The sequence below is a fragment of the Humibacter sp. genome, assembly GCF_051954055.1.
Classification (GTDB): Bacteria; Actinomycetota; Actinomycetes; order Actinomycetales; family Microbacteriaceae; genus Humibacter.
Genome location: NZ_JBQCIE010000122.1, coordinates 12,101 through 25,724, shown reverse-complemented (window position 1 = coordinate 25,724; position 13,624 = coordinate 12,101). Strand labels below are relative to the sequence as shown.

Annotated in this window: 11 protein-coding genes; 2 read left to right on the top strand and 9 right to left on the bottom strand. The window is 68.2% G+C overall.

Annotation, left to right across the window (positions count from 1 at the left end; translation table 11 throughout):
- Positions 1–57 precede the first annotated feature (57 nt).
- The 8 genes from ACTHNC_RS16095 to ddaH form a co-directional block, all read right to left on the bottom strand.
- Positions 58–1,725: a chloride channel protein gene (locus ACTHNC_RS16095; RefSeq protein WP_440295634.1), complete on the bottom strand. Its 1,668-nt coding sequence runs from the start codon at positions 1,723–1,725 to the stop codon at positions 58–60.
- Positions 1,725–2,210: a MarR family winged helix-turn-helix transcriptional regulator gene (locus ACTHNC_RS16090; RefSeq protein WP_440295633.1), complete on the bottom strand. Its 486-nt coding sequence runs from the start codon at positions 2,208–2,210 to the stop codon at positions 1,725–1,727. Before ACTHNC_RS16090 ends, ACTHNC_RS16095 begins: the two co-directional genes overlap by 1 nt.
- A 58-nt stretch (positions 2,211–2,268) precedes the next feature.
- On the bottom strand, positions 2,269–3,312 hold the full coding sequence (locus tag ACTHNC_RS16085) for a tellurite resistance/C4-dicarboxylate transporter family protein (protein ID WP_440295632.1): 1,044 nt from the start codon (positions 3,310–3,312) through the stop codon (positions 2,269–2,271).
- A 130-nt stretch (positions 3,313–3,442) separates the two neighbouring features.
- Complete coding sequence (locus ACTHNC_RS16080) at positions 3,443–5,257, bottom strand: ABC transporter ATP-binding protein (RefSeq protein ID WP_440295631.1); 1,815 nt, start codon at positions 5,255–5,257, stop codon at positions 3,443–3,445.
- Entirely contained in the window at positions 5,254–7,005 is a 1,752-nt protein-coding gene (locus tag ACTHNC_RS16075) for an ABC transporter ATP-binding protein (protein WP_440295715.1), read from the bottom strand. Before ACTHNC_RS16075 ends, ACTHNC_RS16080 begins: the two co-directional genes overlap by 4 nt.
- A gap of 468 nt (positions 7,006–7,473) precedes the next feature.
- The gene (locus ACTHNC_RS16070; protein WP_440295630.1) at positions 7,474–7,611 is read right to left on the bottom strand and encodes a hypothetical protein; all 138 of its coding nucleotides are present in this window, start codon (positions 7,609–7,611) and stop codon (positions 7,474–7,476) included.
- A 263-nt stretch (positions 7,612–7,874) separates the two neighbouring features.
- Positions 7,875–8,954 (bottom strand): Glu/Leu/Phe/Val dehydrogenase dimerization domain-containing protein, encoded by a 1,080-nt coding sequence (locus tag ACTHNC_RS16065; RefSeq protein ID WP_440295629.1) that lies wholly within the window; start codon positions 8,952–8,954, stop codon positions 7,875–7,877.
- A 125-nt stretch (positions 8,955–9,079) separates the two neighbouring features.
- A complete protein-coding gene (gene ddaH, locus ACTHNC_RS16060) occupies positions 9,080–10,288 on the bottom strand; it encodes a dimethylargininase (protein ID WP_440295628.1) in 1,209 nt (402 codons plus the stop codon).
- 86 nt (positions 10,289–10,374) lie between these two features.
- Here ddaH and ACTHNC_RS16055 point away from each other — a divergent pair, with 86 nt between their 5' ends.
- Both ACTHNC_RS16055 and ACTHNC_RS16050 read left to right on the top strand, forming a co-directional pair.
- A complete protein-coding gene (locus ACTHNC_RS16055) occupies positions 10,375–10,887 on the top strand; it encodes a helix-turn-helix transcriptional regulator (protein WP_440295627.1) in 513 nt (170 codons plus the stop codon).
- The gene (locus ACTHNC_RS16050; RefSeq protein ID WP_440295626.1) at positions 10,884–12,251 is read left to right on the top strand and encodes a DHA2 family efflux MFS transporter permease subunit; all 1,368 of its coding nucleotides are present in this window, start codon (positions 10,884–10,886) and stop codon (positions 12,249–12,251) included. Before ACTHNC_RS16055 ends, ACTHNC_RS16050 begins: the two co-directional genes overlap by 4 nt.
- Here ACTHNC_RS16050 and ACTHNC_RS16045 read toward each other — a convergent pair.
- Positions 12,228–13,466 carry an MFS transporter gene (locus ACTHNC_RS16045; RefSeq protein WP_440295625.1) on the bottom strand — a complete coding sequence of 413 codons (1,239 nt, stop codon included), beginning with the start codon at positions 13,464–13,466 and terminating at the stop codon, positions 12,228–12,230. The two genes, ACTHNC_RS16050 and ACTHNC_RS16045, sit on opposite strands and share 24 nt — an antisense overlap.
- Positions 13,467–13,624 lie beyond the last annotated feature (158 nt).

Here is a 13,624-nt window from a genome sequence, read left to right as displayed (position 1 = left end):
GGAACCGACTCCGCCCTGGGTCCAGCGTCGACGCGGGCAGCGCGCGGGCGGCATCCTTCAGATGGATGCCGCCCGCGTGCGGTCTCCCGGCGGCTGCGACGGCGGTCCGAAGAGAGTTCGGGCCCTGTGGTGCTCCTCGGTGAGATCGTGCAGCCTCGGCTGGAGGAGATCCGCGATCCCGACCCGGCCGATGACGTTGTTCTCGGCATCGACGACGTCCGCCTCGGTGCAACCGTTCTCGGCGAACAGGTAGGCGAGGGCGCGCACCGTCAGCCGGTCGCGTACCGCGAAACGACCGCTCTCGCCGGCGCTGTCATCGATCGGATGCATGACATCTCTGACGAAGAAGGTCTCCAGCGGATCCGTGGAGTACTCCCTGGTGAGGTGGAGCCCGCGTCGCGCGATCTTCTCGGTGAGAACGGACCGTTTCAGCACGAGCACCGAAAGCGCATATGCGGCGGTCGCCGAGAGCAGAAGCGCTGGCAACGCGTCCCACGAGTGCGTGAGCTCGAGCGTGAACACGACACCGGTCAGCGGAGAGCGCATCACGCCCCCGAGCACGGCGGCGAGCCCGCACATCGCCCAGAACCCCGGCATGACCTCAGGCAGGACCGCGCCCTCGAGCGCACCGAGCGCCCCGCCCACCATGAACATCGGAGCCAGCACTCCGCCCGAAGTGCCCGAACCGAGGGACAGGGACCAGATCAGCGTCTTGACCACCAGGATGCCCAGGATCAGCGACATCGTCGCCTTACCGGTGAGCAGCTGGTCGATCACGTCGTAGCCCACGCCCAGCGCCTGCGGCTCGATGAGGCCGCCGACACCGATGATGAGCCCGCCTATCGCGGGCCACCACATCCAGTGGATCGGAAGCCGGGTGAAACCGTCCTCCGCCTTGTACACCATCCAGGTCGCGCCGACGGCGAGGAGTCCTCCGGTCAGGCCGACCACCGCCGCCAGCCCGCACACCAGCGGAGACAGGTGCAGGTGCGAGGCATCCACCGGGAACACCGGTCCCGTTCCGAGCAGCACGCCACGGACCATCGTCGCGACCGCGACTGCTGCCACGGCCGGCACGAAGCTGCGCGGTCTCCACTCGAACAGCAGGAGCTCAACGGCCAGGAGCACCGACGCCAGCGGGGCGTTGAACGTGGCGGCCATGCCGGCGGCGGCACCGGCGACGAGAAGCGTCTTGCGCTCATCGGCCGAGAGCTTGAGGAGCTGAGCGAGAAGCGAACCGAGCGCACCGCCTGTCATGATGATCGGTCCCTCGGCGCCGAACGGTCCGCCTGTTCCGATGCTCACGGCTGCCGAGATCGGCTTGAGCACCGTCACCTTCGGGGAGACCCGACTGCCGCCGGTCAGGATCGCCTCGATGGCCTCCGGCATGCCGTGACCGCGGATCTTCTCCGAGCCGAACCGGGCCATGAACCCCACGACGAGGCCGCCGAGAACCGGGGCGAACAGGATGATCCACCACGGTGCGTGCGCAGCGCTCGGGGCCACCAGCGCGGTGTCGATGCGTCCGAAGAACACCAGGTTCGTGACCAGGCCGATGAGCCGGAGCAGCACGAAGGCCGCCAGCCCGGCCAGTGCCCCGATCGGCAGGGCGAGAGCGGTGATGACGAGCATCCGGCGGTCCACGGCGAAGTCTCCGAGGACGAGCCCGCGGGCATGCGCTGACTTCGAGACGCGGCCGGGCCGACGCCTCTGCTTCTTGCTCATCACAGCGGCAACCACCCGAGGTGCGAGTGCTCCGGGCGGCTGGCGGCGGCCTCATGGAACGCCGCAAGAGCGCGCGTCGTCACCGCACGGTCCGCGGGATCGAGAGCTCGGAGAATGCGGGCCAGTTCGACGTGGCGCCACGACAGCACGTCGCGCACGGTCTTGACTCCGAGCGGGCTCAACGCCAGCGCGACGATCGAACGCTTCTCGCCGTCCCGCTCACGGTTCACGTGCCCCGCCGTCACGAGCCGGTCGGCCATGCGCGTCACCGACGACGGCGAGACGGCCAGTTCACGAGCCAGCTTCGTCGACGGAGTGACGCCCAGGTCGTCGAGCACGAGCATGAGCCGGAACTGCGGAAGGGACAGGCCCGGCGCCACGACCTCGACGCTGCGCACGGCCACGTCGATCAGGTCTCGGGTGGCCACCTGGAAGGCGGAGATCTCGTCGTCGGAGGGCGCGGCTCCGTCCGAGGGGTCGTTCATTTGCACTAAGCAAGTATTGCAGCGGGCAAGCGATTCTTCACAATCGTCACCGCACGCGTCACGCCGGGCGAAGTCGGACGACCAGATGCACGACCATCGACACGGCGACGATGACCCAGACGCCGAAGGCCACCCAGATGCTCACCACGCCGATGGCGCCGAGAATCGGCAGCCGGTCCGCCTTGCCGAGATACATGCTCGCAACGGCATACATGCTCATCGGGAAGACCATTCCCCACAGGCTCGCCTCGTACCGCAGCGGCACGCGATGCACGACGTGCCTCCACCAGCCGATGCCGAGGAGGGCAGGAATCAGCCAGGTCGCAAACGACCACAGTCCGACGGCTGCGCCGGCGATGAGGCCGCGGGACACGTCGATCATCGGCATGTCGGTCATCTCGACGAGCTTCGACGCCGCGAGCACCGTGATCGCCGCTGCGCCCATCGCCACCCAATAGTCCGGACCGAGCTCGGCTGCCGAGATGCCCTGCGTCAGCATGCGAACGACCATGACCACACCGATCACGCCGTAGAGCACGACGCCGATCGACCAGGACAGCACGGCGATGATCGCGAGCAACTCTGCAGAGAATGTGGCTAGCGGTTCGAGCGACGCGGCGACCAGCGCCACGGACTGGCTCGCGACCGGCCAGATGAACCAGGTCCCGTTGACGTCGCGGAGGGCGTCGACATGCCAGGGATGCGACAACACGACACCGCCGGGGATCGCGTATTCCAGCACGAGCCACGCCGCGAACGCGACGATCAGCAGCACGCAGGGCAGACCGAATCCCACCGCCGGGATGAACCTCGCCGCGAGCACGTCGGTGGCCGCGACGAACGTGAAGAACGCGAAACCGGTCCGCACGCGAGTGAAGTCCGTGACGATCTCGTGACGGTAGGCGATCAGACGCCACACGGTGAGCACCACGAGCGCGATGTAGGCCAAGACCGCGATCCAGAGCAGTGCCTGCGAGATCGCCGGTCGCCCCACTTGCGCGATACCGACCGACACCGTGCCCGTGGCCATCACCACGGCGAAGTACGTCGGCGACAGCGTGCGAACCGCTTCGCTCAACCCGTGGCCTTGCGCCTCCAGCACACCCCCAGCCTAGGCTCGCGACATCGGACACGGACCGGCCGCCGAGACGGCGGCCGGCGCTGGGGTGGAAGCGGAGGGCAGAGCGTGGGAGCGGAGGCCGGAAATGGCCCGCCGCTCCCACGTCGGCGCGCTACACGAGCGAGTCCCGCCAGGCGGCGTGCAACTGGGCGAAGCGGCCGGTGCCGGCGATGAGGTCGGCTGGTGAGCCGTCCTCGACGACGCGGCCGTGCTCCATGACGAGCACCCGATCGGCGATCGCGACCGTGGAGAGCCGGTGAGCGATGATCAGAGCCGTTCGGTCCTTCAGCAGCGTCTGCAGGGCATCCTGAACCAGACGCTCGCTCGGGATGTCGAGCGAGCTCGTCGCCTCGTCGAGGATGAGCACCGCCGGGTTCGCGAGGAACGCCCGCGCGAACGAGATCAGCTGACGCTGACCCGCCGAGACCCGTCCGCCGCGCTTGTTCACGTCCGTGTCGTACCCATCGGGCAGACCCTGGATGAACTCGGCGGCGCCGACCGCCTCCGCGGCGGCACGGATCTCGTCGGACGTGGCATCCGGTTTGCCGAGCGCGATGTTGTCGGCCACCGTCCCCGAGAACAGGTACGCCTCCTGCGTGACCATGACGATCGCGCGCCGCAGATCCTTCGGGTGGAGATCCCGCAGGTCGACGCCGTCGAGCGTCACCGATCCTTCCGTGGGGTCGTAGAACCGCGCGATCAGCTTCGCCAACGTCGACTTGCCTGCCCCCGTGGAGCCGACGAGTGCGATCGTCTGCCCGGCAGGCACATCGAGCGTGAACTCCGGCAGGATGACCCGATCCTTCTTGTAGGCGAAGGTCACGTCGTCGAACTTCACATGGCCCTTCGCCTCCCACAGGTCGACCGGGTGCGCCGGATCCGGCACGCTCGGCTCCTCCTCCAGAACACCCGAGATCTTCTCGAGTGCTGCGGCGGCCGACTGGTAGGAGTTGTAGAACATCGCCATCTCCTCCATCGGGTCGAAGAACCGACGGGTGTAGAGCAGCACGGCCAGCAGGATGCCGATGGGCAGTGCACCCATCGCCACCCGGAATCCGCCGACCAGCAGCACCACCGCGACGGTGATGTTGCCGATCATCACGAGGCCGGGATCGAAGATCCCGAACAGCTGGATGGTCTTGGCGTTGACGTCGCGGTAGTCCTCGACCAGGTCGCCGAACTCCTTCTCGTTGCGCTTCTCCTTGCGGAACGCCTTGACGGCACGGATGCCCGTCATGGTCTCCACGAAGTGCACGATGAGCTTCGCGGATGCCACGCGCGAACGCCGGAACAGCACCTGCGAACGCTTCTGGAACCACCGCGTCAGGAAGTACAGCGGAACCAGCGCGCAGAACAGGATGACGCCGGAGACCCAGTCGTTCACGAACATGAACACCGCGATGAAGCCGGAGTACAGCACGCCCTGCACGAGCTGGTTGATGCCGGAGTCCAGCAGCTCGCGGATGGAGTCCAGGTCGCTCGTCTGCCGCGAGATGATGCGGCCGGACGTGTACGACTCGTGGAACTCCAGGCTCAACCGCTGCGTGTGCAGGAACACCCGCTTGCGCAGGTCGAGCAGGATCGCCTGGCTGATGCGCGCCGACATGACCGTGTACCACGACACGGTGGCAGCGCCGATCACACCGGTGACCAGGTAGGCGGCACCGGTGAGGGCGATCGGCCACCAGTTCTGCGACTTCAGCGCCGCGATTCCCTGGTCGACGCCGATGCCGATCAGCGTCGGGCCGATCACCTGCGCGAGCGTGGAGACCACGATCACGACGAACGCGAACGCCACCCGGCCGCGCAAGGGCCGCAGCAGCGACCCGAGCAGTCGCAGCGATCTGCGGCGGATCTGCCGCGACTCCTCCTTGGAGAAGTCGCCCCGCTCCTCGCCCTCGACACCGAGAACAGTTGCCGTGCTCACAGGTTCACCTCCTCGAGAATCTCTTGTTCTTCGTCGTCTTCCAGACTCGAGATGACGAATCGGTAGTGCTCGTTGGTCGCCAGCAGGTCGTGGTGCGTGCCAACCGCCGTGATGCGACCGTCTTCGAGCAACGCGACGCGGTCGGCCAGCATGACCGTGGACGGTCGGTGCGCCACGATGAGCGCCGTCGTGGACGCGAGCACTCGTCGCAGCGCCGCCTCCACGAGGGCCTCGGTGTCGACATCCAGAGCCGAGAGCGGGTCGTCGAGCACGAGCACCTCGGGGTTCGCGGCGACCGCACGGGCCAACGCCAGGCGCTGTCGCTGTCCACCGGACAGGCTCAGGCCCTCCTCGCCCACCTTCGTGTCGACGCCGTCCGGGAGGTCGTACGCGAAGCCCGCCTGCGCAACTTCGAGCGCCTCGGTGAGCACGGCATCCGCCCGCTTCTGCGTCTCCGGATCGTCGCCGGCCAGCTCGGCGCGGCCGAGCAGCACGTTGTCGCGCACGGAGGCGGAGAACAGCGTGGCATCCTCGAACGCCATGGCGATGTGGGTGCGCAGCTCGTTCCTGCTCAAGGCCCGGATATCGACGCCGTCGAGCGTGATCGACCCGCCCGTCACGTCGTACAGCCGGGTGGTGAGCGCGGTGAGCGTGGACTTGCCGCTACCGGTCAGACCGACGAGCGCCATGGTCTCCCCCGGCTCCAGCTCGAGGTCGATGCCGTCGAGCAGGTCAGGGTAGCCGGCCGGCGTGTCGGCGTAGCGGAAGTGCGCGTCGTGGAACGCGAGCCGGCCCTGCGGGTCGGTCACGACCTCGGGATGCTCCGGGTCGTCGATCTCGTTCGGCGTGTTCATCACGTCGAAGAACCGGTCGGCTGCCGTGCGGGTGTCGAACGTCATCGACAGCAGGAATCCGATCGACTCGATCGGGAACCGCAGCACGGTCGCGGTGGCGAAGAAGGCGAGCAGCTGGCCGGCCGTGAGCGAGTTGGTCGACACCAGCCAGACGCCGACGACGAGGCACACCGCGAACGCGACATCCGGAACCAGCAGCAGCCACAGCCAGATGCCCGCGATGGCCTTCGCCTTCGCGATCTCGGTGCCGCGCAGGTCTTCCGCCTGCTTCTCGAAGTTGCGGAGCGCGTGCCGGCCGCGGCCGAACGCCTTGAGCACGCGGATGCCGTGCACCGACTCCTCGACGGCGGTCGCCAGGTCACCTGCCTGGTCCTGGCTGCGGCGTGCGATGACCGAGTACCGGCTCTCGAAGACGTAGCCGTAGATCCACAGCGGGATCGAGCACACCATGAAGATGACCGCGAGCAGCCAGTTCCAGGTGATCAGCACGACGAAGCCGATCGCGATCGTGAGGATGTTCACGAACAGCAGCACGAAGCCGAAGCTCAGCCAGCGGCGGATCAGGTTGAGGTCGCTGACGGCACGGCTGAGCAGCTGACCGGATGGCCAACCGTCGTGGAAGCTCACCGGCAGGTCCTGCAGCTTGGCGTAGAACGCGTTGCGCAGATCGGCCTCCACCTTCGTGCCAGGCGTGAGCACGAACCAGCGGCGCAGCGAGATGAGCACCGCCTCGGCGGCGCCGAGCACCAGCACGAGCAGCGCGGACGGCACGACCTCTGACGGGTCGCCGTCTTTCATCGGGCCGTCGACGAGCGCCTGCAGCACGATGGGGATCAGCAGCGCCACGATGGATGCGCCGATCGCCGCGACCATGCCCAGGTAGATGCGCGACATGGCCGGTTTCGCGTACGGGTAGATGCGCGCGAGCGAGCGGAATGTGCTCAGACGCTTGCCGCTCGTCGCCTCGTGCTCGGGCGCGCGCACCTCCTGCTCCGGCTCGTACTCGGGCGCTTGCTCGGGTGGGTGGAGAAGAGGTGTCTGGTTCTGTGCCTCAGAGGCAGACATGGTTCACCGTTTCGTGTGGAAGGTGTGTGTTGTGCTTTGTTCGTGGATGTCTTGTGAGGCATCCATGAGCGCAGAATCGCGAGTCGAATCGATTCTGCCGCTGGGGAGCGACACTCGATCCGTTTCAAGACACGAGATCGGTCGCGAGCGAAGTGGTCCGAGCGGTGAGCGGGGGTCGCAGGAGCCGACAATCGTCGGATGCCCCGTGCGGGTCGGACGTTCGCGTGGGCGGCGGAGGTCTCCGCGCGCCTGGCCGGAAAGGCTGAAGGGTGAGCTGGCGTGTGGCCTTTGTGTCAGCTAACCGATCGCGGCGGCGCTCCCGCCGGCGGGAGACGCTGCATGCCGATACCCGGCCGGACCGCTGAAGGCGGTCGGCACGAGGAGGACCGCGACGCCCGCGCGCTGCCGCGGCGTGATCTCGGTCTTCGTCATCATGGCGTCCTCCTTGCGGTGTCGGGACGCTCGCACGTGGAGCGACCCGGGTCTCGACCAGTCATCCGGAATGCCGCTCAAGGTAGCCGAAAGGCGTGAAGAGCGACAGCAGATCAGGCTATACCGATGCACGCGCCGATCGCAAGGCGCGCATCGAGGTCGCTCGACATGACATCCGCCTCGGAACATGCCAATGCGTCCTGTCCCGGGCGGGAGAGCGCGATCTGTCATGTTGACGGATTCGGCCGGGCGGCCCTGCGGCGAGGTCAGACCAGGGCGGGGACGGCGTCCAGTCGCTCCATGGCGAGTGCCTCGGCCGCGGCGAGGGTCGTGACGTCGCGGTCGCGGGCATCCTCGAAGATCCGCGCGACGGTGTCGCCGATCTGCTCGACCCGCTCCCTGGTGGCCTCGGCGGACGCGCCGGGTTGGGTGAGCGTGTCGAGGAAGATCACGCCGCCGGCGTTCACCACGAAGTCCGGCGCCCAGGCGATGCCGCGCTCGCGGAGCAGGTCGGCCACGCTGCGCTCGGCGAGCTGGTTGTTCGCCGGCCCGCACACGGCGCGCACCTGCAGCCCGTCGACGACCTCGGGGGTGAGGATGCCGCCGACCCCTGCCGGCACGAACACGTCGCCTGGCACGCGGGTCGCCTCGTCGGGCTCCGTCCACTGCGCGCCGAGTCGTGCGGCCAGCTGGCGCTTGACCGGGTTCACGTCGGTGACGGTCAGGATGCCGCCGTCTCCGGCAAGGCGGGTGGCGAGCAGCGATCCGACGTGACCGAGTCCGAGCACGATGAAGCGGCGCCCGGTGACCGTGCGGTCTCCGAAGACGGCCTCGAGAGTGGCGAGGATGCCCGCATACACGCCGTGCGCGGTCGCGTCGCTCGGCTCCCCCACGCCGCCCTTGTCGGAGGGCAGCCCGCATACGTCGGACGTGCGTTCCGCGACGATCGCCATATCGTCTGCACTGGTGCCGACATCCTCCGCGGTCATGTAAGCGCCATCGAGGGAGGCGATCGCGTCACCGAGGTCGAGCATGACGGCGCGGCGGCGCTCGTCATCCAGTTCCGTGCCGCGCGGCAGGTAGATGACCGTCTTGCCGCCGCCTCGGCGGAGGCCGGCTGCTGCGTTCTTGTACGTCATGCCCTCGGCGAGGCGCAGTGAGTCGTGAACGGCCTCGACCCAGTTGTCATACGACCACAGCCTGCAGCCGCCGAGAGCCTGGCCCAGCTTGGTGGAGTGCACCGCGATGCTGATCGTCAGTCCGCTCCGCGGCCCCTTCACGATCAGGAGCTTCTCGTGCGGAAGATCGGTTCCGAACGCTTCGGTGAGTTCGGGCATGGCGGACATCGGTGTCTCCTTAGCGGGCCGCGGCAACGGGGTGGTGTGTCACAGGCATCCGATCCGCTTTGTGAGCGGACCGTGCACCTCCATCTTGCCACCTCGCGCGGGGCATGGAGACCGCGTGAGCGCGCTCAGCCGATGAGGATGCTCAGGCAGGTGACGCAGCCCTCGAGCTTCTCGAACTCGGAGATGTCGACCGTGACGACGCGGTACCCGAGGTCGGTGAGTAGCTCCGCGGTCTTCGGGGCGGATGCCGCCAACAACACGGCATCCGGAGCGAGCACGAGCACGGCCGCACCACTGGCCTCCGGGACGGGAAGGAACCGGTCGAAGACAGCGGGGTCGACGTGGGCGGCGCTGCCGATGACGGTGCCGTCGGGCAGCGCAGTCACGGCGGACTTGAGGTGCAGTGCGCCCTTCACCGGCACCGCGACGACGTTGTAGCCCTCCTCGGCGGCCATGCCGCGCAGCTGGCGGATGCCCTCGCCGTTGGTGCGCTCGCTCCGACCGACGTAGAGCGTGGTCCCAACACGGAGCACGTCGCCGCCGTCGAGCGTTCCGGGCTCCTGGATGCGATCGATGCGCAGCCCCAGGTCGGTGAGCACGGCCTCGGTCCCCGGCGTCTCGCCGCGTCGCTGCTCGGCGCCGGACCGGGCGATGACGGCGCGGTCGCCGAGGATGACCGCGGTGTCCTCCACGAACACCGAGTCGGGGAGCACCTCGGCCGAGGCCACCTCGACCGTCTCCCAGCCGTTGTCGGCGAGCGCGGCGACGTAGGCATCCCACTGCTCGTCCGCCTTGGGCGAGTCCACCTCGACACGGTCGATGTTGGTGACGATGCCCTCGGCGAGGTTGGTGGCGGGGATGCGCACCAGTGCCACCCTGCGGCCGCGCACGGTGGCCGTGTCGTACTGGGCGATCACGCGGTAGAGCCAGCGGCCGAAGGTCGGCGTGAGCGCCGCGACCAAGGCGATGAAGAGCAGGTTGCGCTCGCCCGTGAAGCCCCACAGCACTTCGATCGTGGGCTTCTGCCCGTTGACCGCGTAGTAGATCATCGTGTCGAGCGCCGTGGAGATGACGCCGATCACCACGCCGGCGATGAGCGCGCCCCACCAGGTGGCGAAGATGTCGAAGATGGCCGCGACCGCCAGCAGCACGAACGTGAAGATCGACGCGAGCACGAAGTATCCGCTGATCGAGACGATCGCGGCCCAGCTCGCGCTCTGCGCCGCCAGGTAGGCCTCGTTCGTGAGCACCACCGTTCCGATGTGCACCAGGAGCGCGACGAGGAAGGCGGTGAGGATGGACGCCGCGATGCGGCGGCCCCAGGCGACAGTCATGGGTACGACCCTAGCCGAGCGCATGCTATGCGCTTGCTGGGCCGGCACTAGCCATCCTGGGACAGACTAGGTTAATTTAACTTACTGTGGCTTATCCCGAGATTCTCATCCTCCGTCACCTGTCTCGCCGACCGGCGCACGGCTACGAACTGCGCAAGCGGGTCGAGGAGACGACCGGCATCGTCATCAACAACAACTCGCTGTATCCGGCGCTGAAGCGCTTCGTCGAAGCCGGCGCGGTCGAGGTGACGGTCGAACAGCACGAGTCGAAACCGCCGCGACACGTCTACACGCTCACCGACATCGGTCGGGAGCTCCTGCACGACCTGCTCTCCGACCTGCCCACTGCGCAGGCGGGTGACGATCTGGAGTTCCTCACTCGGCTCGGCCAGTTCGCCTTTCTGGATGCCGGCGAGCGCACCGCGATCATCGACACTCGTTCGGCGGCGCTGGAGAGTCATCGGGAGCGGCTCGGGGCGCTCGAGGGGCGAACCTCGGGCGAGTTCTGGAGCTCAGCGGTCGTCGCCCATCTCCGCGAGCAGATCGAGGCGGAGCTGCGCTGGCTGAAGGAGCTTCGGGCGGAGGCGACCCGCACATGACGACGAGGACCGCTGCGCGCCTCGGAGTGGCCGCGCAGTACGGACTCCTCGCCGGTCCGTTGCTGTCCATGCTCGATTCGAGCATCGTGAACGTGGCGATAGCGCCGATCGGGGAGGACCTGAACGCGGGGCTCGGCACGGTCCAGTGGGTGACGAGCGGCTACCTGCTCGCGCTCGGAACCGGTCTGGCAATGACGTCGTACCTGGCACGTCGCTTCGGGACTCTCCGCACCTACGTGGTGGGGGTCGTCGCCTTCACCGCGGCTTCCGTGCTGTGCGGGCTCTCGCCGGACATCCAGTTCCTGATCGGCGCACGCATCCTGCAGGGCCTCACGGGGGCGACGCTCGTTCCGCTCGCGATGAGCATGCTCCTCGGCTCGGCCGGCGCCTCCCGCAACATCTCGCCCCTTGCAGGAATGGTTCTCTTCCTCGGGCCTGCGCTCGGTCCGAGCCTCGGGGGGCTGCTCATCGGCGCGTTCGGCTGGCGCTCGATCTTCTTCATCAACCTGCCGGTCGGCATCCTCGCCGCGTTCGCCGCTCGCGCCATCCCCGGCGACGTCGCACCGCCCCGGCAGAAGGATGCGCGCCTCGACGCACTCGGACTGGCGCTGCTCGCGTTCGGGCTGTTCGGTGTGCTCTTCGGACTCGACCGTGGGGCGAGCAACGGATGGGCGTCAGCCGTCTCCTGGATTCCGCTCGCGCTCGGTGCGCTGCTGCTGTCCGGCTACGCTCTGCGCTCGGTGCGATCACCGCGCCCGGCGCTGGACCTTCGCGTGCTGCGCGATCGCGGTGCAGCGGTGTCCTTCGTGCTCTGCGCGGCCGCGTCGGTCGCTGCGTGGTCGATCCTGTTCCTGCTGCCGATCTTCCTGCAGCAGGTGCAGGGATACTCGGCGCTCATGGCGGGGCTCGCGATGCTGCCGCAGGGCATCCTCACCGGCCTCGGCACCGTGCTCGGGCAGAAGGTGGCAGAGCGGATCGGCGTGCGCTTCACCGTGCTCATCGGGTTCGCCGTGCTCGTGGCGTCCAGCCTCGGTCTCTTCGCGGTCGACGCGACGACGTCGCTTTGGATCACCTCGGGCATCCTCGCCGCCCGCTCGGCCGCGATCGGCCTGGTCGTCACCCCGCTCCTCACCGTCGTGAACCGCAGCCTGAGACCGGATGAGCAGGCCGACGCCAACACCGTCTTCAACGTCGTTCAACGGATCGCGGGTTCTCTCGGCATCGGACTCCTCGCCGGATTCTTCGCGACGCAGAGCGCCGCCAGTGGACCCGTGGATGCCCTCCACGAGGTCGCGATCGTCATCGCCGCTCTCGCCGCGGTCGCGGCTGCCGGCGCCGCGCTACTCCCCCGCAGGCATCCGTGATCCGGCCTCTTCGGCCGGATGGCGCTCTGCGGTCTTGAAGACACGCAGGCTCAGCAGGACGAGCAGGATCGGTACAGCTACCGCGCATGCCACGACCACGAACGCGGTGCGGGGTCCCGCCGCGTCGTTGATGAGGCCGCCCGTGAAGGAGCCCAGCGACATCCCGCAGATCACGAGCGTGTTCAACCAGGCGAGAGCTTCGGTGATGATCGCCGGCGAAACGATCTCGTGCGCGATGTGGTTGACGGCGATGAAGAACGGCGCGATCGTGGCGCCCGCGAGGACCCCGAGCGGGTAGAACCACCAGATGCCGGGGAGGAGCGCGAGCGATGCCCACGTGACGAAGAGAGCGAGGGCCGTGCCGACGAGCATCTGCCGCGAGCCGAGCCTGGTGGACAGCGCACCGAAGAGGAACCCGCCGGAGGCGCTCCCGATCGAGTAGGCCGTGAGCACGGTCCCGGCGAGCTCGGGAACACCGTTCGCGCTCGCGAGCGACACGATCGACAGGTCGTTGATGCCGAAGCCGATGCCGGTCGCGAAGCTGGCGATCAGGAGGATGACGAACGGCGCCGAGCGCAGGAGCTGACCGGGGCGGTGAGCGTGTTCGGTCACGGCGGCGGGTTTCGCGTCAGGCATCATCCGCAGGAAGAGCGCGCCGAGCGGCCCGATGATGCCGGAGAGGACCAGACCTCCTGCCGGCGCGACGCCCGCCGCGAGGAAGGCGGCGACTGCCGGGCCGAACACCCACACGATCTCGTCGGCCACCCCCTCGATGGCGTACGCGGTGCGGAGCAGGAACGTGTCCTCGACGATGGCCGACCAGCGAGCGCGCATGAACGCTCCCACTGGTGCGACGGTGACGCCGCAGAACACCGACATGATCACGAGGCCAACCATCGAACCGAGGTAGCCACAGGCGATGGCGCCGGCGATGGCGATCGGATGCGTGATCGCGGATGCCAGCAGAAGCTGTCGCTGTCCGCGGCGGTCGGCGACGCGCCCGGCGAGCGGTCCGACGAGGCCCATCGACGCGATCGCGAGCCCGGAGGTGAGACCGCCGAGTGCGTACGATCCCGTGCTCGCGTGGGCGAAGTAGAGGAAGCCGAATCCGAGAACGGCGATCGGGGTGCGTGCGAGCAGACCCGCGACGACCATGAGCGTGCGGGAGGGTACGGAGAGGAGCCTGCCGTATGCGCGGAATCCGAGATTGCTCATGGTGCGATCCGTGCGTTCGGGACTCGCCCGATCACCGTCTCGTTCCGCGCGTGTGCCACAGCGTTCTACGCTATCGCGCCGGGACTCCCATCCGAGCGGCGTGTGAGGGTCCAGACGTTGGAGTCACCGTGCCGTTCGCAGGAGATCGTCGAGAGCAG